Source organism: Flammeovirga sp. OC4 (assembly GCF_000812565.1).
Classification (GTDB): Bacteria; Bacteroidota; Bacteroidia; order Cytophagales; family Flammeovirgaceae; genus Flammeovirga.
The window spans coordinates 1-21,453 of sequence record NZ_JTAM01000104.1; the positions used below are offsets into that span (position 1 = coordinate 1).

At 34.2% G+C, this 21,453-nt stretch carries 13 protein-coding genes; 4 read left to right on the top strand and 9 right to left on the bottom strand.

Going from position 1 to position 21,453, the window contains the following annotated elements; genetic code table 11:
* Nucleotides 1-117 precede the first annotated feature (117 nt).
* Nucleotides 118-1,137 (top strand): alkane 1-monooxygenase, encoded by a 1,020-nt coding sequence (locus PL77_RS28225; RefSeq protein WP_044212963.1) that lies wholly within the window; start codon nt 118-120, stop codon nt 1,135-1,137.
* A 251-nt stretch (nt 1,138-1,388) separates the two neighbouring features.
* On the opposite strand, the gene PL77_RS28230 is transcribed toward PL77_RS28225, so the two are convergent.
* The 6 genes from PL77_RS28230 to PL77_RS28255 form a co-directional block, all read right to left on the bottom strand.
* Entirely contained in the window at nt 1,389-3,782 is a 2,394-nt protein-coding gene (locus tag PL77_RS28230; RefSeq protein WP_044212965.1) for an RND family transporter, read from the bottom strand.
* 87 nt (nt 3,783-3,869) lie between these two features.
* Nucleotides 3,870-4,352 (bottom strand): 6,7-dimethyl-8-ribityllumazine synthase, encoded by a 483-nt coding sequence (ribH, locus tag PL77_RS28235; protein ID WP_044212967.1) that lies wholly within the window; start codon nt 4,350-4,352, stop codon nt 3,870-3,872.
* 143 nt (nt 4,353-4,495) lie between these two features.
* Nucleotides 4,496-6,193, bottom strand: a complete 1,698-nt coding sequence (locus PL77_RS28240) for a sodium:solute symporter (protein ID WP_044212970.1) — start codon at nt 6,191-6,193, stop codon at nt 4,496-4,498.
* 124 nt (nt 6,194-6,317) lie between these two features.
* Complete coding sequence (locus PL77_RS28245) at nt 6,318-8,831, bottom strand: PIG-L family deacetylase (RefSeq protein WP_044212972.1); 2,514 nt, start codon at nt 8,829-8,831, stop codon at nt 6,318-6,320.
* Nucleotides 8,832-8,931: 100 nt separating this feature from the next.
* Nucleotides 8,932-9,846 carry a DUF2911 domain-containing protein gene (locus tag PL77_RS31410; protein ID WP_063769059.1) on the bottom strand — a complete coding sequence of 305 codons (915 nt, stop codon included), beginning with the start codon at nt 9,844-9,846 and terminating at the stop codon, nt 8,932-8,934.
* A gap of 418 nt (nt 9,847-10,264) precedes the next feature.
* Nucleotides 10,265-11,800 carry an AbgT family transporter gene (locus tag PL77_RS28255; protein ID WP_044212973.1) on the bottom strand — a complete coding sequence of 512 codons (1,536 nt, stop codon included), beginning with the start codon at nt 11,798-11,800 and terminating at the stop codon, nt 10,265-10,267.
* An 822-nt stretch (nt 11,801-12,622) separates the two neighbouring features.
* Here PL77_RS28255 and PL77_RS28260 point away from each other — a divergent pair.
* Nucleotides 12,623-14,857: an amino acid permease gene (locus tag PL77_RS28260; RefSeq protein ID WP_044212975.1), complete on the top strand. Its 2,235-nt coding sequence runs from the start codon at nt 12,623-12,625 to the stop codon at nt 14,855-14,857.
* 148 nt (nt 14,858-15,005) lie between these two features.
* The gene (locus PL77_RS28265; RefSeq protein WP_044212978.1) at nt 15,006-16,172 is read left to right on the top strand and encodes a homogentisate 1,2-dioxygenase; all 1,167 of its coding nucleotides are present in this window, start codon (nt 15,006-15,008) and stop codon (nt 16,170-16,172) included.
* A gap of 71 nt (nt 16,173-16,243) precedes the next feature.
* Here the strand turns inward: PL77_RS28265 and PL77_RS31200 are convergent, their stop codons facing one another.
* From PL77_RS31200 to PL77_RS28280, 3 genes are all read right to left on the bottom strand, one after another.
* Entirely contained in the window at nt 16,244-17,152 is a 909-nt protein-coding gene (locus PL77_RS31200; RefSeq protein ID WP_052444813.1) for an NUMOD4 motif-containing HNH endonuclease, read from the bottom strand.
* Nucleotides 17,153-17,302: 150 nt separating this feature from the next.
* Entirely contained in the window at nt 17,303-17,827 is a 525-nt protein-coding gene (locus PL77_RS28275; protein ID WP_044212979.1) for a DUF4924 family protein, read from the bottom strand.
* A gap of 297 nt (nt 17,828-18,124) precedes the next feature.
* Nucleotides 18,125-18,961, bottom strand: coding sequence for a LexA family transcriptional regulator (locus tag PL77_RS28280; RefSeq protein WP_044212980.1), 837 nt, complete (start codon nt 18,959-18,961; stop codon nt 18,125-18,127).
* Nucleotides 18,962-19,194: 233 nt separating this feature from the next.
* On the opposite strand from PL77_RS28280, the gene sppA reads away from it, so the two are divergent.
* Nucleotides 19,195-20,997: a signal peptide peptidase SppA gene (gene sppA / locus PL77_RS28285; RefSeq protein ID WP_044212982.1), complete on the top strand. Its 1,803-nt coding sequence runs from the start codon at nt 19,195-19,197 to the stop codon at nt 20,995-20,997.
* Nucleotides 20,998-21,453: the final 456 nt, after the last annotated feature.

Below are 21,453 nucleotides of genomic sequence, written 5' to 3' on the forward strand. Positions count from 1 at the left end.
AAGTAGACCCTATAAATGCTTATAGAAAGGTCTATTGAAAGTTGACGGCAATTTAGTTTATAATGTATTAAATAATTTTGTCTTGGTACTTAAAATCAATAACAATTACTCAGAACAATGTCCAATCTATTAAAAGAAATGAAATATACTTCTGCGTATTTAATTCCACTATGCTGCTTTATAGGGTTTTATTTCGGAGGAGTTTACACTTGGTTAACTATTGTATTTAGCTTTATTTTCACCCCAATTTTGGATGCTTTTTTACCAACTACTGAAGCTGTAAGTGAATCCAATAATAAAGAATATTCTAAACTTTATGACTGGTTTTTATACCTAAACTTGATTTGGGTATTTGGATTAGTTATTTATGGAGCATTCCAATGGGAAAGTCATTCTTATACAAGAATAGAAAATATTGGTTTAATTATCAGTTTGGGGTTGGTATTAGGAACTTCAGGAATCAATGTAGCTCATGAGTTGGGACACCGGGTAGAAAAGAAAGAGCAACTAATGGCACAAGCTCTTCTATTACCTACATTTTACATGCATTTTTTTATAGAACATAATAGGGGACATCATGCCAATGTGGCTACACCTTTGGACCCTGCAACTGCTCAAAGAGGTGAATACATATATAGTTTTTGGTTTAAGACGGTTATTTTCTCTTATGTGAGTGCATGGAAAATTCAATTAAAAATGTTGAAAGGAAAATTCTTTTCTTTTAAAAACAATATGCTTTGGTATCATATCATCTATGCTGTCTACATTTTCTCAATTCTTTTTATGTTTAATACACAAGTTTTAATGTATTGTGTAATCGCCGGAATAGTAGGTTTTTTATTGTTGGAAACGATCAACTATGTAGAGCATTATGGTTTACAGAGAAAGTTATTACCGAATGGGAAATATGAAAGAGTACAACTTCATCATTCATGGAATGCGAATTATACTTTTGGCAGAATTATTCTTTTTGAATTAACCAGACATTCTGATCATCATTATAAGGCTTCTAAAAAGTACCACACTTTAGAGCATCAAACATCTGCTCCAGAACTTCCTTTTGGATACCCAACAGCCATTTTATGTTCATTAGTACCTTGGTTGTGGTTTTGGGTGATGGATAAAAGATTGACTTAATGATGACGAAAACATAGGAAATAAAAAACACCTGATCTTTAAACTTGATCAGGTGTTTTTGTATATTTTGAAATATAGAAAACTAAGTAGCTGATCATGATTAAATATAGTTTATAAATGTAGAATGAATTGATCTCAGGTAAGGCAAAATTTACAGTCCTAGCCATAGCTAAGACGAAAAATTTTAACGAAACCTGAGATTAATTCAAATGCATTTAAGCTATAGATAATTTTGAACAGGTACTTAAATCTTATTTGTTTACATCAATTCTTCCTAAATCAATCTCCTCATCTTCATCTTCAAAATAGAAAGTATCCATACCATCAATGATGGGGTGCATACTTTTCTTGTTTGCATCAAAAGTATAAAGAAGGCAAGGTAGTAAAGTGAGGTTAGTTGTCATGGCAACAATAAGTGTTACCGAAGTCAACAAACCTAAAGCTTGAGTAGCTCCAAAAGTTGATCCCATAAAAATGGCGAAACCAAAGAACAATACAATAGAGGTATAAAGCATACTTGATCCCGTCTCTCTGAGTGCCATGATCACTGCTTTCTTCATATTATAATTATGAAGAACAATCTCTTGACGGTATTTCGCTAAGAAGTGAATACTGTCATCTACTGAAATACCGAAAGCAATACTAAATACAATGGCGGTACTTGGTTTCAGAGGGATGCCTAAGAAGCCCATCAAACCCAAAGTAAATAGTAATGGAATGATATTCGGAATTAGAGAAATGATGATGATTCTTAAGTTACCAAATAAAGTACCCATGATAATAGCAATCAAAACGAAAGCAATTAACATACTTTGCTTCAAGTTTTTGATTAAGAAATCATTTCCTTTAATAAAGATTAGCGTAGATCCAGTTACCATTGTTTCAAGTTTTGTCCCATCCACAATTTTGGCTAATTGAGGCCTGATGACACTGTCAACTAGGTAATCCATTTTAACTGAACCAATATCAGCCATGCTTGAAGAAACACGGATATATCTTCCAGTAGAATCAATCATGGATTCACTCAATGAAGAGGAAGCTTCATCACTACTGTTTCTTAAATACTTCATGATATATGACATCTCACTTCTTGATGGAAGTTTGAAGTAATTAGAATCACTAGCATGAAAGGCTTGATTACCCGCTTTAAGGAAAGTATTAATAGAGATAGGTTGAGAAACTTCATCCAATGATGAAATAAAGTTTTCTACCTCTTCCACTTTAGTTAGAGTACCCTTCTTTAAGTATCCTTTTTTACGTCCGGTATCAATGATTAATTCAAATGGCATAACACCACTAAATTCCTCCTCAAAGAAACGTAAATCTTGTTTTACGTGATAATCTTCAGGTAAATCATCCACCATAAATGAGTTGGCTGTTACCTTATAACTACCATAAATAGAAAGAGCAACCATCACTGAAGTGAAAATATAAACCATTGTTCTATGGTGAAGCACTAGCATTTCCAATTGATGTATTAGCCAATTGGTAGGTTTGAAATCCAAGTGCTTAAGGTGTCTTACATCAGGGGCTGGTAGGTAAGAAAACACGATTGGAATAAAAGTGATACTGATAAAAAACGTCACAAAGATGTTTATACCAGCGACAATACCAAACTCCTGCATTGCAGTAATTCCTGTACTGATCAATACCATAAAACCAATTGCAGTAGTTGTATTGGTAATTAAAGTAACCACACCGATTTTCTTAATGATAAATGCCAGTGCATCTCTCTTTGGAGTTCCATTGGAGAATTCTTGATGGTATTTATTGAGCAGGTATATACAGTTGGGTATACCAATCACGACAAGTACCGGGGGTAGTAAGCCAGTTAGAATAGTGATCTGATAATTGAGTAAGGATAGGGTACCCATAATCCAAACAATCACAACACCAATCACTAATAATGGATAAAAAACAGGTGAGAAAGATCTAAAGAACAGGAATAATACTATTGCTACAACAGCAATAGATATTCCTAGGAAAATCATAGTTTCCTTCTTCACTTTGTCCGCCATAATTGATCGGACATAAGGCATACCTGCATAGTAGAGGTGAATTCCAGATTCTTTCTCAAACTGTACGGCCTTAGCCTCCAATTTTTTCATTACTGCAGTACGGTCCTTGGAGTTAAGGACCTCGGGGTCCATCTTAATGACCATAGCAGTGGCACCACCTTTACTGATAAGGCGATCTTTATACACTTTCAAGTTTTCAACAGTACCCAATATACTATCTAACTCGGCTTGAGTAGAAGGAGGAGTGTTGAAAAATTGCTTGACTTCAAATTTTTGAGATTGTCTATTTGCTGTAAGATTGGGAGCGTCTGCAAGTGATAAAACACTTGTAATACCCTCTAATTCTTTGATTTCATCTCCCAGTTCCATAAACTTTTTAAAGTTATCCAACTCAAAAAGTTTTTCATCTTTTAAACCTAGCACAAACGAAGAAGCATCCTCTCCGAATAATTCTTGGAAACGGTTAAAGTTGATCATGTCTGGATCATCATCAGGAATAATTCTGATGTATTGATAAGACCATTTAACGTCCCTTGCATGATATCCCATGAAGATTGTTGAGATTGCAATGCACACTAAAATAGGAATTCTGTTACCAAGAATAAATTCTGCTATTTTTTTCCACATGATGTGTTTGAATTTGTAATAAGCCTATCACTTTTGAAGTAATAGGCTTATTGAAAAAAGAAATTTTGTAGTAAAGGAGTGTAAGGATTATTGCTTCATTCCTAACATTTTGATAGCTGCAACTGCTGCTTCAACACCTTTATTACCATGTTTTCCACCAGCTCTGTCAAAAGCTTGTTGCTCCGTATTTGGTGTCAACAGACCAAAAATGACAGGCTTGTTATATTTTAAAGATACATTCGTAACACCATGAGCGACTGCTTCACAGATAAAATCGAAGTGACGAGTTTCACCTTGGATCACACATCCTAAAGTAATTACTGCGTCAATTTCTTCTTCTTGTGCCATTAATTGAGCACCAAAAGTTAGTTCAAATGCACCGGGTACGTCCTCTCTGTAAATATTCTCTTCTTTTCCGCCTTCTTTAAGTAGCGTTTCAACAACTGCGTCGTATAACGATTCAGTAATCTTAGGATTATATTCGGATATTACAATAGCAAATTTTTTGGTTGAAATATCGATTTCTTTCTTTTTCGAATACTCACTAAGACTTTTTAATGCTGTAGCCATTTCTTATATAATGATTAATGTTTTACTGCCTACAAAGTTATTAAATTTTATATCTTCTAATAACTTGATGCTTATTTTATAGATTCTTTAATTATAAAAATGCTATAATCTTAGAATTGTTAACCTAATTTCTTTTTATTGAATTACTCTTCATTAGTAATAGGCTCTTTTTTCATAAAAGCGTTGAAGATTAAACTAAAGAAAATGACCGATAAACATCCAATAACATTGTACCACAAAAAGGGTACTTCTGTAAAGAAGAATAAGTAAATAATAATTCCTTCAGAAATGATAGCCGCATAGAAAGTAGGTTTAGAGCCAATTTTCTTAAAGAAGAAAGCAATGGAGAAAACCCCCAATATGACACCATATACTAAAGATCCTAAGATATTAACTGCTTCTATTAAAGACCCTAGTTTGTTGGCAAAGGTGGCAAACAAAATGGCATAAAGTCCCCAACCGATGCTTACCATTTTTGATGCTGTAAGGTAATGCTGATCGGAAGCATCTTTTTTAAGAATCCTTTTATAAATATCAATAATGGTCGTTGAAGCTAGAGCATTAATTTCAGAGGAAGTGGATGACATACTTGCAGATAATATCACTGCAATCAATAATCCAATCAAACCTTGTGGTAAATATTCGATAACAAAATTCAAAAAGATGTAATTCGTATCATTCACATCTACTTCTGGTGCTTGCTTTTCAACTTTTTCAATGATTTCACTCTTTAACGCTACCGTTTTGGCATTTTCTACCATTAAATGTGCTTTTGATGTTGAAATACTCTCTTCGTTACCAAAATTCAATGCAGCAGCGTAATCTAAAGCCGAAGATTCTCGTTTTTTCATTTGGTGAGAATATTCTTTTTGAAGTTGGTCAAAACCCTCTACTTTTTCAGTGGCTTCAATTAGGGCCACTTTGTTGAAAATAATAGGTGAGGGATTGAAGTAATAGAATACGAAAACCATTGCTCCAATAAATAAGATCAAGAACTGCATTGGTATTTTAATCATACCATTAAAAAGTAATGCTAATCTACTTTGTGCAATTGAAGCACCTGAAAGGTAACGTTGAACTTGTGATTGATCTGTACCGAAATAAGACATCGCCAGGAAAAATCCTCCAATAATACCCGACCATACATTGTATTTACTAGAGGGGTCAAATTCAAAATCAACAGCATTTAATTTTCCTGCAACCCCAGCGATATGTAATGCATTAGAGAAGCTTACTTCATCTGGTAACATTTGAACCACCAATATTCCTGCGATAAGCATTCCTACAAAAATTACGGCCATTTGTAATTTTTGAGTTTGGTTTACAGCCTTTGTTCCTCCAATCACAGTGTAAGCGGTGACAATTACACCAATCACAATATTGGTGATATTGATATTCCAACCGAGTAGTGAGGATAAAATTAAGGAAGGTGCAAAAATAGTAAACCCTGCCGCTAAACCTCTTTGTGTGAGGAAAAGAATGGCAGTGAATGTTCTTGTTTTAAGATCAAATCTTTTCTCTAAGTATTCATAAGCAGTATAAACATTCATCTTGTGATAAATTGGTACTACTACACTTGAAAGAACCACCATGGCTATTGGAAGGCCAAAGTAAAATTGCACAAAACGCATCCCATCTACAAAAGCTTGACCTGGTGCTGATAGGAAGGTGATGGCACTGGCTTGAGTGGCCATAATTGATAGTGCCACCGTGAACCATTTTGCTTCTTTATTCCCTAAAAGGTAACTATTGATATCTTGTTGTTGCCTTGTTTTCCAAATACCATAGATCACAATAAAGGCCAATGTACTACTAAGTACTGCCCAATCTAAAATACTCATCTTTAGTTAAATGCTTTTGAAAAGATTGAAAATAGAGTGATAAGGACAACAAGTTCTCCTAACACAATTGCATAAAGTTGTTTCCAAGATTTGCCTACTGGTGGCTTTTGTTCCTTTTGATCCATTATTTTATATCTTTTGAATTAGAAGGTTTGTAATCAAGTAAGTTGGCCAAAAGTCGATAAGCGCCTGAAACACCTGCAGGAAGTTCTCTGAACCAAGAAATTCCACTGTAGATGAATGCACCTTTTCCGTAGTCAGCAACTAATAGTGCTCCATTTACTGGATTTTCATTTGGATCTTGCATTTTCAGCACTGCAGTATATTCTTCACCCCATTCATTCGGGTAGTATAAACCTCTTTCTTGAACCCAATGATCAAAGTCTTTTTCAGAAATCTTATTGGGAGCATTCAGGGTTCTATGCTTTGATGCAATAAATGAAACTGGACTTTCCTCTACTGTAATTCTATCTCTTGATAGTTTTAAAGGATAGGGGCCAACTTGATCCACTTTTACTCTGAAAGAAGTATTATATTGTACGATTACAGTTCCACCTTCCTCTGCATATTTCAAGAATTCAGGTTGAAGGTATCTCATGTTTTCCAATACATTATAAGCTCTAATGCCAATAATTAAAGCATCATACTCTTTCAAAATAGAAGCTTTAATTTGCTCATGTGAAAGAACATCTACATGATATCCGGCTGCTTCTAACGACTCAGGAACAGCATCTCCAGCGCCCATTAAATAGGCAATTTTCTTCGCATTCCCTTTGTCGATATTTAATTTGATAATTTTGGCTGAAGCAGGCTTTAAATAGACTTGTCTGTAAATGTGGTCATAATCAATTTTAATAAGACCTTGATTGTAGGTTTTGTTATTTCCTTCAATAACAGCCTTCAATTCTCCCTCACTATCTCTTTTAGGAGGTGTAATTGTGAATTTTACTTCCTCTTTTTGCCCTTTGTTGGACAACGCCACTGTTTTTTGTTGAGGTTCAATTTTCCATCCTTTAGGAGTTGCCAATTTTAGAGTTCCTTCAAAATTATCTGTATTAGAAAGCACTGAAACGGTAACTTCTTTAGAATTGTTGTCTCCAAAAATCCATACGCTCTGATCAAGTGTCAGTGAAACCGGAGGAACAATTTTTAAAGGAATATATCTTTCACCTTTTGCAGGGTAAACTCTTTTTTGCCAAATGTTTAGTGATTTATGGATTGTGATTCCATCTATATTCAATTGGATTTCAACAGGGATTTCAGAGAATTGCTCTGGCAAACCAATCATTTGTTGATCGCTTACCACATACATACCTTTAGTCGCTTTTTCTTTTAACCAATAAGGTTGAGACACTTCAAAATCTTCAGGAATCTGTATTTTAATTTCTTCTTTTAGAACTTTATTCTCAGTGAGCGTAGAGGATAGACTTTTTTCTTCTAGATCACCAACTTTAATTTTTTCAATAGTTACTTTACTTGCTGTTCTTACCAATGAAGATACATTGATAATTAATGAATCACCTTGTGCCACTAAACTTTCAGGTGTTAATGCCTCAAGCCAAATACCTGCACACTCTAATAATAGTTGATCTACTTTTTTAGTCTTTACAATTACCCAATGATTACTTTGATCGAGCTTTCCTAATTCTTTTTTCACTTCTATCAAATAAGGTAAAGCACTTGAAGGTTGTGTTGGATGAAAGTTAGTTTGTAAAGTCTCAATGGCGGCTTGTAAAGCTTCGCTACCTTCAACTCTTGACCATGAAGTTTCCACACCTTCCATTGGATCTTTATCGGCTTTGTCACCTTTCAATAATTTGAAATATTCGATATTTTCACCTCTATGTAAAGCAGCTCCAAAACCTTGACATTTATGTTTGGAACGAGCAGCCATAGCAATTTCACCTACAGATTGACCTAATACTGGGATGTATTCACCAGTGTCAATACCAAGGTATTTATCCTTTTCAAATTTTTCACCTTTCCCTCTAAAAAACCAAGAATTAGTATTCCAGTAGATTCTTTTAGGTTGCCAAACATCAACGTATTTTAATTGTTCAGGGAATACCGTTGGATCTGCGGCTAATTCAAATGCTTCAACAGCAATGATAGCTGAAGTGGTATGATGACCGTGAGTACGTCCACCTCTATCGGGTGAAAAACGAGTGACAATAATATCAGGTCTGAATTTTCGAATATTCCATACGGCATCAGCAAGCACTTGATCTTTATCCCAAACTGAAAGTGTTTCTTCTGGGTTTTTTGAGTAGCCAAAATCGTTGGCCCTAGAGAAAAATTGTTGCCCCCCGTCTACTTTTCTGGCTTCTATCAATTCTTGAGTTCTTAAAATACCTAACTCTTCTCTGATTTCTTTTCCTATAAGGTTTTGTCCACCATCACCACGGGTTAATGCAGTGTAAGCTGTTTCATAGCCTTTTGCTCTAGCGAAGTAACCAATTACTCTTTGGTTTTCATCGTCTGGGTGAGCGGCAAAATACATCACACTACCTAGCGTATTGAGATGATTAATTTCTTGAATGATTTTAGATACATTAGGTTGTCCATCTACTGGCGTTTGGGCATGTAATAGATGAGATAAAAATAGGCTGATAGATAAAATTAGAATTCTGCTCTTCATTTCAATTAGAGATGTTGGGAAATATATGCAAAAGGCATTCTAAAAGACCGTAATGATAACCTTTCTCTTAGAATGCCTTTATTGTTTCAAAAGCGTATGATTAAATATCTTTATTTGCTTTTTTCCATTTTTTTGAAGCATTTGGTAACCAAGCTTCAATATCTTTAGTGATCATACCTTTGAAGAAGTTATAAGCACCGTCAGGTTTTGCATCGCCTGCAGTTCTAGCAGCAAGAGCAAAGTCTAAAGCTTCGTCATATTTACCCTCTTTTGCTAAGAATTGCGCCTTAGTCCACTGGTTCCAGAAATAATTTGGACGAGTAGCAATTGACATATCAATTAACTCCATTGCTTTAGCTGGATCAGACTCAGCATAGTATTTAGCAGAGTTTTGATACGTTCTCCACACTTTACCAGCATCTTTTAAAGAAGCTTCGATATTAGCTTTAGTTAATTCAGCTGTTGGTACTGTTACAGTGAAAGAAACCATTGTTTTGTCCCACCATAAAGTGACTTTACCTTCAGTATCTGAAACAGCTTCAATGATGTAAGTTAAACGCTCTCTGAAAGGACCTTCAGTTGCTTTTACGCTTACAGATGCAGCATTATCAGCTTTTATAGCAGCCATATCTTGGCCATCTTTTGTGTTGTAAGCAAAGATACTTTTTCCTTTGCCATTAAAATGAACATCCCAATCCGCAGATTCTTGAGGAGTCATAAAGATATTATAAGTACCAGCTTTTACATCAGATCCACCGATTTGAACGTCTGAGCTAAAAGTGATAGCAGTAGGAGCATTGGCACCCGCTCTCCAAGCTTTACCAAAAGGCTCTAATTCACCAAAAACTTTACGGCCTTTTACCGCAGGAGAAGAGTAATCGATTGTAATGGAAGTAACGCCAACTTTTTGAGTTACTGATGCACTTGGACTTGGTGCTGGAAGTTCTTGAGCAGTAACGCTCTGCACCGCAAATAATGCAATCGTTAATAAAGCTAGTAGCGATCTTTTAAACATGTTTATAAGTATTTAATTTAAAAATTTGAGAGTAAGTGACTCAAAAGTCGGGTCAATTAACCAAATAGAATTTAATAATTCAAATATATTATTGAATTTAATCGGAATATTAAATTACTTTTAACTGATGTGAAAATATCTAAAAAAGAGGGGATTTACCACACTAACAAAGTATTGTCGATATGAGTGAAATAACTTCAGGTTTTATTTTATCATAAGGGAGAGGTCAGTTGAAATGATGTAGTAGTAAGAGATAAAAAGCAAAACCTTATAAACGACAAAAAGGTTCAGGAAACCCGAACCTTTTTGCTAACCCAAAAACTAACTATTTCTCATTGCAATCGTGTTTGATTGCATTACAAACATACGAAGATATTTTATAAATACAATGAAAATTGTAATAATTTTACAAAAAATATTACTTTGGGAAGTAATGAAGCGGGGAATCGGGCCCAATTGGCAAATCCAACCCAAGCCAAACTGCCATTAAAACAACCCAAACAATCAAGAATGCAATAGAATAAGGTAGCATTGTGGCAATGACAGTTCCTATTCCAGCATTTTTATCATAACGTTGAATAAACGCTACAATTAATGCAAAATAGGACATCATAGGTGATATTATATTTGTGACACTATCGCCAATTCTGTAAGCGACTTGTGTTAATTCAGGAGAAATACCAACCAACATAAACATTGGTATAAAAACGGGAGCCATCAAAGTCCACTTTGCAGAGGCACTACCCATTACTAGATTGATTAATGCAGCTAAAAAGATAAAGCAAATCAACAATGGGATTTTATCCAAGCCGATAGTTTCTAAGAACTGTGCACCTTTTACGGCACAAATCAAACCTAGGTTAGTCCATTTGAAATAGGCAACAAATTGAGCAGCGAAGAAAACCAATACAATATAACTACTCATTGTTTCCATTGATTTTCCCATTCCTTTCATGATATCAGCATCATTTTTAAAAGTACCAGCACCCTTACCATAAGCTATACCACAAACTGCAGCAATAATAAAGATCCAAGAAACAATACCTTTCATCAAAGCCGACTTAAAAATATTCTCAGGCTGATCTACACTTCTTAAGAAACCTTCCTCAGGTAGTATGCCAATCAGAATGATAATTGTAAGTATAGCAGCAGTAATACCTGCATACATTAATCCTCTTCTTTCTTCTGGAGTTACACTGTGCATTTCTTCAGGTTCTATATCTCCATTGTATTCTCCCAGACGAGGAATCACAATTTTTTCAGTAACAATGGTACCTGCTATACCTATAAAGAAAGTAGATACAAACATGAAGTAGTAATTACAGGCCGCATTGATAGAGTAATCCGGATCTATAATTTGGGCTGCTTCTTGAGAAATACCTTGTAATAAGGGATCAATCGTACCTAATAAAAGATTGGCAGAGTACCCACCAGATACACCAGCAAAAGCAGCTGCAAGACCAGCGATAGGATGTTTACCAAAGGCCAGGAATATTACTGCTGAAAGAGGAACTAATAATACATAGCCCACTTCACTAGCCGTATTGGATAATACTCCGGCAAAAACAACCACAAATGTGATGATACTTTTTGGCGATTTTAAAACTAAAATGCGAATAAGAGTGCCAATAAGCCCACTACCTTCTGCAATGCCAATACCTAGCATCGCGACAAGTACTACACCTAATGGAGCGAAATCCGTAAAATTCTTTACTAATTTCGTCAACATCAAATAAATCCCTTTTTGTGAAATAAGATTGACGACTGAGATTGTTTCTCCAGTACCAGGATGAATTACACTTAAATCGGTTTGAGCAAAGACCCAAGAAAGAATCACTACACCAAATGCAAAGCCAGCAAATAGCGTTGCTGGGTGTGGTAAAGCATTTCCTACTTTTTCGATAAAAGATAGAAAACGATCAATAAAACTTGACTTTTTTTGAATGTCGTTCATGTATTAATAGTTTATATAGTATTTTTTAGCAAGCTCTTATAGATATGTTTCGTTTAGCGATTTTTGATTTCAATAAGTTGAACTTGCTGTACAATATGGTTAAGATTTCTACTGAGTTTCAAAACGTAATCATATAATTCTTTTTACGCTTTGAACTTCCTAAAAATAAAAAATCAAACAAAAATAAGGAGAGTTTTGGAATTCTCGTCAAGTAAAGGGCACACAAGTGAAAATTTGAATTTTATTTGCAACTAAGCTTATTTAATAAAACGTAAGTGAGATCCTTCTTTAGGATGTTATTGAAGTTTATTTGGTAGAGTGGTGTGGTTAGTAGTCATTTTTTCTTTTAATGATTTAGCAATTGATATGAAAATCAAACTTTTTAAGAGTCTTCTCTCTATTGTTATTAAGAATATTTCAGTTTACAACTACTTCTTTTATTATTCCTTAAAGGTTGAAATAACGAATAATTTAAGCGTAACTCGCTTTAAAATCACTTCGTACAACTTGCAAGAGTAAAAACAAAAACACTATATTTGATTAAGCTACCTAAGGTCATTTGTCATAAATAATTATCGTCACATAGTTTTTGTAATGCTCAAAACAAATAAAAATTTAAACAGTTTTTATGAGTAACAATTGGAAAGATAGATTGTCAAGACCGCTTAGTTTAGCAATTAAGTAATAGAATAAAAAAATGGGATGAATTTAGAGTAGAGGCAAACATATATACTATTTGCTGTTTTATAGCACATAATTTCTTCACTCTTTTAAATAGCCCAATACCATTTGTTCTACTACCTGGAATAGAAAAACCATATTATGGCTAATAGATTAGACAAAACACAACATCAAGGGTTCGGGACAGCTCCCGTATTTTTTACTTCAATTAGTACAATTTTAGGGGCAATTCTCTTCTTGAGATTTGGTTATGCAGTAGCCAACTTAGGATTATTATCATGTTTGGTAATGGTACTTGTTGGGCATTTAGTAACGATTCCTACTGCAATGGCTATTTCCGAAATAGCAACGAACCAAAAAGTACAAGGTGGAGGTGTTTATTATATCATTTCAAGATCATTCGGTATTACTATTGGAGGTGCAATTGGTATTTCACTTTATCTATCACAGGCCATTAGTACTGCCTTCTATATTATTGCATTCGCAGAAGCCTTTCGACCATTATTTCCATTACTAGAAACTTATGGAATTGTAGATCTAAATTTGAGGTGGATTACAATTCCTATTACCATTGGTTTGATTGCATTGGTGATTTATAAGGGTGCTGATCTTGGAATGAGAACCTTATATATAGTAGTTGGGATATTATTTCTTTCATTATTGTCGTTTTTTGCGGGAACAACAGAGTTCGCTCAAGAATTGACGAAGATTGATTGGAATGGTCATATTGATAATGGGGATAGTTTCTTTAAAGTACTTGCAATTTGTTTCCCTGCTTTTACAGGGATTGCAGCAGGAGTGGGGCTTTCGGGTGACTTGAAATCTCCAGAACAATCAATTCCTATCGGAACCATGTTAGCAGGTGTTTTTGGAATGATTGTTTATATGTTTGTCGCTTACAAATTATCAGTGTCGGCTTCTCTTACTGATTTAGATAGTGATCCTCTAATCATGACGGATATCTCACTTTGGGGGCCAATGGTACCTATTGGGTTAGCAGCGGCAGCGCTTTCTTCTGCAATTGGTTCAATTTTAGTTGCACCAAGAACGCTTCAAGCTATTGCAGAAGATAAAGTATTACCTAATCAATCCGTAAACAAATGGTTGGGGTATATCACAAAGGACTCAGGTGAACCATTGAATTCTTCATTAGTGACTTCTTTTGTGACGGTAGTATTTGTTCTGATTGGCGATATTGATATTGTAGCCCAGATCATTACGATGTTCTTTATGGTAACTTATGGAGCCATCTGCTTGATTTCATTTTTAGAGCACTTCGCATCAGATCCTGCTTACAGACCCGTATTCAAATCAAAGCCTATTATCTCATTAGTGGGTGCAGTAATGTGTCTTTATTTGATGTTCAAAATCTCGGTGACTTATACCATGATCGCATTAGTATTTATGGTCATTCTGTATCAAATGGTTCGTCGATTTACGCCAAATAAAGAAGGGTTGAAAGCAATTTTTCAAGGTGTTATTTTCCAGTTAAGTAGACAGTTTCAAATCTTTCTTCAGAAGACAGAAATTGATAATGAGGAAGATCACTGGAGACCTGCTGTTGTTTGTGTGAGTAGAAATACCTTCAAACGTTTTTCAGCATTTAATCTAGTCAAATGGATTGCACATAAATATGGCTTTGCTACTTATATTCATTTGATTGATGGTTATCTATCAAAAGAAACCAATAAGGAAGCACAAAAAGACCTCGATAGATTGATTAAAATTTCAGAGGCAAGTAATTCGAAGGTGTATTTGGATACAATGATTAGTCCTTCTATGACTTCAGTAATTGCACAAGTGATTCAGTTACCTTCTGTAGCAGGTAAAGAGAATAACATGTTGATGTTTGAGTTTTCGAAGAAAAACAATGATGACGGCTTGAAACAGGTAATTGACAACTTTAAACTGATGTCAGTGACAGGAAACGATATTTGTGTATTAGCTTCAGATGAGAGAAACTTTGGATACAAAACAGAAATACATATTTGGTTAACCCCTAAGGACCTTGAAAACGCAAACTTGATGATTCTTTTGGCGTTTATTATTATAGGTCACCCAGAGTGGAGTAATGCTAAAATTACGTTATTGGCTTGTTTCCCTGATGCAGAATTGGAGATGAGAAGAGAGCAAATTTTAAAGCTTATCAAAACAGGCCGTTTACCAATTTCGAAAAATAATGTCCGCTTGATTTCAAGAGCTGATAATGTAGATATTAAAACAGTAATTAATACCACTTCTCAAGATGCAGATCTTACAATTGTTGGGTTAAGATTAGAAGCATTGAAGAAGGTCAATGAGCAGGTTTTCTATGGATATGATGATATAGGAGATGTATTATTCATACACACTGCTCAAGGGAAGGATATTTCTTAGTAATAGCCTTCATAAGTCCTAAGTCAAAATTATTGAATACCTTAATAGTTTTGACTTAAGGCTAATTTAGAATACGAACCAATACTTACAAAGCAATCAAATGTTGTTTGCTTTGTTATAACACATACTTTAAACACATTTAACTATCATGACTTACTATTACAGATTAGGTGAAATACCACCTAAGCGACATACTCAATTTAGACAGCCAGATGGTTCTCTTTATCATGAAGAACTGGTGAGCTCGTTAGGTTTTTCTGGGATTTACTCCAATTTATACCATAAAGTTCCTCCAACTAAAGTAAAGGAAATTAAAGCTTCAACTCCCTATGGGTATAAAATTTTAGAGGGGTATGGGTTGAAAATGACACACCTAAAGACTGCTGAAATAAGTGAAACAGGAAGCGATTTTCTTTCAGCGAGGTTGCCATTGATGGCCAATAATCAATGCGTGATTTCATTGTGTTATCCTAAGCAATTAGAAATGAATGATTATTTCAAAAATGCTGATGGAGATGAAATGATCTATGTTTATGAAGGAAAAGGTGAGATGCATACGCAGTTTGGGGTAGTTCCTTTTCAGAAAGGAGATTACATTGTAATTCCTAGAACAACCATTTATAAAATGGAATTTGACAAAGAACAACCTCAGAAATTTCTGATTGTAGAATCGAAAATGCCTATAGAAACGGTTGGAAGATACAGAAACGAACTTGGACAACTCTTAGAGCATTCTCCCTATTGTGAAAGAGACCTTCATCCACCTGTAAGGTTATCAGATCTTGATATGTCGTTAGGGGAGTATTCAATGAAAATTAAAAAAGGAAATGAATTACATGATTATATCTACGAAAATTCCCCATTTGATATTATAGGTTGGGATGGTTTTCTATATCCTTATACATTTTCAATTTACGATTTTGAGCCAATCACCGGAAGGTTGCATCAGCCGCCTCCTGTGCATCAAACCTTCCAAGCAAGAGGAGCCTTTGTTGTGTGCTCCTTTGTACCGAGGCTTTTTGATTACCATCCATTGAGCATACCAGCACCATACAATCACTCTAACATCGATTCTGATGAAGTATTGTTTTATACTGAGGGTAATTTTATGAGTAGAAAAGGAATTGCACAAGGTGCATTCACATTGCATCCAGGAGGTATTCCCCATGGTCCCCATCCAGGTACTATGGAAAAAAGTATAGGAAAGAAAGGAACAGAAGAGTATGCCGTAATGGTAGATACGTTTGCTCCATTATATATAACCGAAGCAGCGGAATCATTTATCGATAAAGAATATCCTTTTAGTTGGTTATAGAATTTTGTAATATAATTTTATAAAAAACAACGAGGCCATTATAATCTTTTTTATAATGGCCTTATTGATGATTAATCTAATTCAATTTCTTTTTTTGAATACTGCGTGATTGCTGCTAGATCATTTTCATTGATATAATTATATAATCTAGTGTATCCGATATCCAAAAGTCTACTGATTTTAGCTATGCTTTTGCCTTCATCAAGGTATTTTTTTATTAAGTCTTTCTTGCGTTGTGCAATTTCCTTACGGTGAGACTGACCCATTTTACGGATACGGTCTAATTGTAAAGGACGTTGCTCCAGAAGACGTGTGGACTTGTCCGCTTGCGTTTCCCAAAATAAGTTGATAGGAGCCAAGTTTTTATAATCCCAATCTCTGTAGGCCAATTTGTGACTTTTTGAGGGCTTCAGTTTACCTAAATCTCTCAAAATGATTTCAGCAATGGCTAAAGACTTCCATTTTCCGTCTTCATTAACCCTGATAAACAAGCATGAACCATTATCTGAGATACGATGATATTTATCTTTGTAATGATAATAATCGTGACCATCAATCGGTTTCTCTGCTGTTTTCTTAGAAGGTTTACAGCTTTTTACAAACTTTTCAGAATAATCTGGAATATATTTTCTTTTGGTAGCAAACCTTGTTTTCAAGGTACACCACTCTAAATTATCAACTTGATTATTGGACTTATCACCATCCTTGTGGATTACAATCTGTCCTTCCTCTTTTGGTTTGTCAAGAAACATCTCAGCTACCAAACGGTGTACGTAAAATGATTTCTTTTTCCCATTTACTTTGCAATCAATGGATAGATAACCACCTCCTATGTCTCTTCCTTTAATAAGTTCACCTTTTTGAGAACGAGCATAAGACTTTACTTTACCGTTATTACTAATTTCATACTTCTTATCAGTAAAGGGTAGTTCAACCCAGATTTCTTCTGTAGTTGTTTTTTCGGGCGAAGTAGTTTTCATAATTCGACTGTTTCAATTAAGATAGTTAAATTTGTAGTGATAGATTATAACTTCGATACTTGTATTTATTTAAAAAAGAAAGAGGTTATAATTTTGTGTACTATTTGTAAACGTAAATCGTAAGGAAAATCAATTAATGAATGCTATACGTTAATAGAACTGTTGTTTATATTTAAATGCAAGATACGATAAAACATCTCCGAAGGTATTAAGAATCTCTTTCGTCTGATCATCAACTTTTTTCCCTCTAGTTCGAAGTAATAATAACCCAAATATCCCATTTATACAAATTTGTATTGGATTAGTAATTAAACCGTCAGCAATTTTTAAGTTATTCTCAATATGTGGAGACGCATTTTGATAAATTTTCAAGTAATCCTCATCTTCTTTTAGAAGATTATCATGAATTGAAGTAATTGTATCAATTTCGTTTTGAGCCCATGAACAATGTCCTTCCTTCATCACCTCCTCACTTTCCATAAGGTTCATGAGTTCTTTGTGCCAGTTCAGCACTTCCTCTTTTTCCTCCTCAGTTAATTTTGTAATATGCTTAAGCACATACTCTTTTATATCTTCAAAATTAAAATTAAAGGCTCTCAATAACTCCTCGGATTGATAAATATATATGATATACTCACATATATTTTCTTTCTTTTTTTTATCTGCTATTATCATTAATGCAAGTTCTAAACACGTAAATAGCTATTTGGTATAAATTCTTGAATAGCTATCATTATTGCAATACCAATGAGCAACTATTTAAATACAATTTTAGCTTTCTTTATGTTATAAGATGTTGTTGTATAAGTAGATTAAAAAGCGAACATCAAATTTATATTATTACATAAAAAAATCTCTTGACAAGATTTAAACAATCTTCAAATAGTGGCTGTTTTTTTATTTAAAAGGCAAAAAAAAAGGAAATAGATGATAAAACAAATATTTCCTCTAATAATAATATTTTATTTAGAATTATTTTTTGCTTTTGATGTTAAGCACCTCCTGATCTAATCTCCAAATTGCTTCTTGCATTTCAGAAAATGAATCATTTGTTTCTTTCTCAGGGAAGTCTCTTGAGATATGAGCAACGAGACGCCACATTTCACTGATTTCTAGTGCACTAACCTCGTATGGAGAGTACTTAAGGTTAGTAGACTTGAGAATGAAGCTGTTATTATTATTGATGTTATTGTACACCTTTTTCAAGACAAAACCTTCTGATTTTGTTGTAACTATACAAACAGATCCTTCTCGGATACTTTTCCAATCTTCAATATATTCTCCAATTATTATTGTACCTTCTTCAAGAGGAGGCATAGAGTCACCTGTTATTTCAAATGCTCTGTAAGTTTTACCTTTCGGTAAGAATGGAAGCGTATATTTTGGGAGGTTTTTAAAGAATGAAGTATCTGAATATCCCGCAGCATATCCTGCTCTAGCTTTTTCTGGAACTAAAACTATATTTTCTTCATCCGTTTCCTTATCAGTTGGTATTGCTAAGATGCGCATTCCTTTACCAGAAATATGCTCTTCTGTATTTTCTCTTTTTTGAACGCTTATAGGATCCATTAGCGTAAGATCCTTAGTCAAAATATCATCAATTGCGACATTAAAATAATGAGATATGCGCTCTAAACGGAAATAATTGGGTTCTGCTCGTCCATCTTCATAAGAGGATACAGCACTTCTTGAGACCACATCTTCTTCTGTACTTAATTGATCTCCTAATTCCGTTTGACTTAATTTGGGTTTCTGTTGTTGTCTTAAAAACCTTAGGTTTTTTCCAAATTTTGATGGTATTTTCGACATTTGATGATTTTTTACACGTAGGAATACTAAAATTTTTGTCAATTTAAGATATTGAACATTAAATGCCAAATATTTCAACGAAAATATACTTCTACTTCATTTTTTTTTGATTTTGTATAAGTTTTATACACTAAAACATATTGTAAGACGGTAATAAAGTCTTAACTTTAATTATTGTTTATTGAATTTACATTATCGGAAAGAATTATAAACATAACTTCAAAATAAATTATATGAAAGGATTTTTAAAAACCACATTCGCCGTCATCATTGGACTTTTTATTTTTACGATGGTCTTATTTGTGGGAGGAAGTGTCACATTAATGGGAATTATAGCGGCAGCATCCAGCGATAGCTCTGAACCAACTATGATCGACGATCAATCTGTATTAGTATTAAAATTATCCCAACCACTAGCTGAAATAGGAGAGACTGACCCATTCGAAGCTCTAAATTCAAGTTATTTTCCATCTAATGGATCTGTAAGCTTACAAGATTATTTAGATGTGATTGATAAGGCTACTAAAGATGACAAAATTGCAGGTATCTATATCAAAGGTGGTACTTTTGGTGGTAGTATGCCAATGGCTCTAGAAGTAAGAGATGCTTTGAAAGCCTTTAAAAAAGAAGGTAAATTTATTTATGCTTACGCCGATTACATTACCGAGGCTGGCTATTATGTGTTAGCAGAGGCTAATAAGATTTACTTAAATCCAATTGGTGGGTTAGAGTTTAATGGTCTTTCTTCTGAGATTGTTTACTTGAAAAGATTTTTTGAGAAAATTGGTGTGAAGCCTGAAATTTTCAGAGTAGGTAAATACAAAAGTGCAGTTGAGCCATTTATGACTGATAAAATGAGTGCTGCAAACAAAGAACAAATCTCTTCTTATCTTAACTCTTTATATGATGAATACTTAGAAGGTATCAGTGAATCAAGAGGAATCAAGTTGGAAGAATTGAAAAATATTTCTGATAAAATGCTTATTAGAAATGCTCATGATGCTCAACAATATAAGTTCGTCGATGAGTTGGTTTATGAGGACGAGGCAGAAGCTCACATCGCAGAAATGTTAGAAGTAGAAAAGTCGAGTGATGTTTCCTTTATTAAATATAACAAATACAAAAAAGCTTTTGATGCTAGAGGAAGAGACCTTGACAAAGAAGGAAAGGTAGTAGTATTAGCTGCAGAGGGTGATATCATTTATGGTAAATCAGAAGGAGGAAATAAAGCTATTACTAACGTTGACCTTGTAAAAGAAATCAACAAGTTAGCAGATGATGAGTCTGTAGATGCCGTTGTTTTAAGAGTAAACTCTCCTGGTGGAAGTGCCCTTTCATCTGATTTGATTTGGAGAGCAGTTCAAAACTTGAAAAAGAAAAAACCGGTAGTAGCTTCAATGTCTACTTATGCTGCTTCAGGCGGATATTATATTTCTATGGGTTGCGATAAGATTGTTGCTTACCCTAATACGATTACAGGTTCAATTGGTATTTTCGGTTTAATGTTCAACCCGTCAGAGTTGTTGAACAAGAAATTGGGTATTAAAACTTATGCTGTAAGTACGGGTGAGTTTTCTAATTTCCAATCTCCTTTAGATGATTTTACTAAAGAGGATTTTGCAATCATACAACAAAGCGTAGAGGAAGGTTATAAAACTTTTACTGAAAAAGCTGCTGAAGGTCGTCATATGAATATCGATGATTTATTGAAAGTGGCACAAGGTAGAGTTTGGACTGGTGTTCAAGCCAAGCAAGTAGGTCTAGTAGATGAATTAGGTGGTTATGATACTGCTATCAAAATCGCTGCTGATTTAGCGGGTTTGGAAGAAGATGCTTATAAAGTAAAGCATTTACCGGGTGAGATTGACTTCTTCCAGGAAATGTTGAAAAACTTGGAAATAGAGACTCAAGCTCGTTTGAAAAAGAGCCTTTTAGGAGAATACTCTTCTGAAACTGATAAAATCATGAATTGGATGAATTCAATGAAAGGTGTTCAAGCAAGGGTTCCTTATTTAGAAGAAATTGAGGGATATTAATCGATCTTTTTTTGGAGTTAAAAACATTATTTGAATATTAAAATCCCACCTTCATCGAGGGTGGGATTTACTTTTTCTAACCAATTGAATTATTTTAACTAATCCCAATTCAAATTTCTTTTTTAGTTGATATAAGCAGTTATACAGTCAAAATCGGAAGTTTTATATCTTATTTTTTTGACTACTCAGTGTTAGAATTTCATCACATAGTTATGCTATGCTCTTCAATTCGGCCTTAATTAGTCAAAAAAATAATAATCTAATTTCTCCCAATTTTAAATGTTTAACTACTTAGCTCTTAAATTATAGCCCGCCTCTTTAGCAAGTACTTCAAGTTTGATTTGAGTACCTTCTTCGGTTTTTATGATATGTTGAGCTATAATCACTGATAAATTTTCTTGTTACCCTAAAAAAACTATCCCAGTAAATTATAGTTACCCCATCAAAACGGACTGC

What these genes read in the sequence shown, in the direction of transcription:
- PL77_RS28225 (WP_044212963.1), top strand. Translation starts at nt 118, where the DNA reads ATGTCCAATCTATTAAAAGAAATGAAATATACTTCTGCGTATTTAATT.
- PL77_RS28230 (WP_044212965.1), bottom strand. Translation starts at nt 3,782, where the DNA reads ATGTGGAAAAAAATAGCAGAATTTATTCTTGGTAACAGAATTCCTATT.
- ribH (WP_044212967.1), bottom strand. Translation starts at nt 4,352, where the DNA reads ATGGCTACAGCATTAAAAAGTCTTAGTGAGTATTCGAAAAAGAAAGAA.
- PL77_RS28240 (WP_044212970.1), bottom strand. Translation starts at nt 6,193, where the DNA reads ATGAGTATTTTAGATTGGGCAGTACTTAGTAGTACATTGGCCTTTATT.
- PL77_RS28245 (WP_044212972.1), bottom strand. Translation starts at nt 8,831, where the DNA reads ATGAAGAGCAGAATTCTAATTTTATCTATCAGCCTATTTTTATCTCAT.
- PL77_RS31410 (WP_063769059.1), bottom strand. Translation starts at nt 9,846, where the DNA reads ATGTTTAAAAGATCGCTACTAGCTTTATTAACGATTGCATTATTTGCG.
- PL77_RS28255 (WP_044212973.1), bottom strand. Translation starts at nt 11,800, where the DNA reads ATGAACGACATTCAAAAAAAGTCAAGTTTTATTGATCGTTTTCTATCT.
- PL77_RS28260 (WP_044212975.1), top strand. Translation starts at nt 12,623, where the DNA reads ATGGCTAATAGATTAGACAAAACACAACATCAAGGGTTCGGGACAGCT.
- PL77_RS28265 (WP_044212978.1), top strand. Translation starts at nt 15,006, where the DNA reads ATGACTTACTATTACAGATTAGGTGAAATACCACCTAAGCGACATACT.
- PL77_RS31200 (WP_052444813.1), bottom strand. Translation starts at nt 17,152, where the DNA reads ATGAAAACTACTTCGCCCGAAAAAACAACTACAGAAGAAATCTGGGTT.
- PL77_RS28275 (WP_044212979.1), bottom strand. Translation starts at nt 17,827, where the DNA reads ATGATAATAGCAGATAAAAAAAAGAAAGAAAATATATGTGAGTATATC.
- PL77_RS28280 (WP_044212980.1), bottom strand. Translation starts at nt 18,961, where the DNA reads ATGTCGAAAATACCATCAAAATTTGGAAAAAACCTAAGGTTTTTAAGA.
- sppA (WP_044212982.1), top strand. Translation starts at nt 19,195, where the DNA reads ATGAAAGGATTTTTAAAAACCACATTCGCCGTCATCATTGGACTTTTT.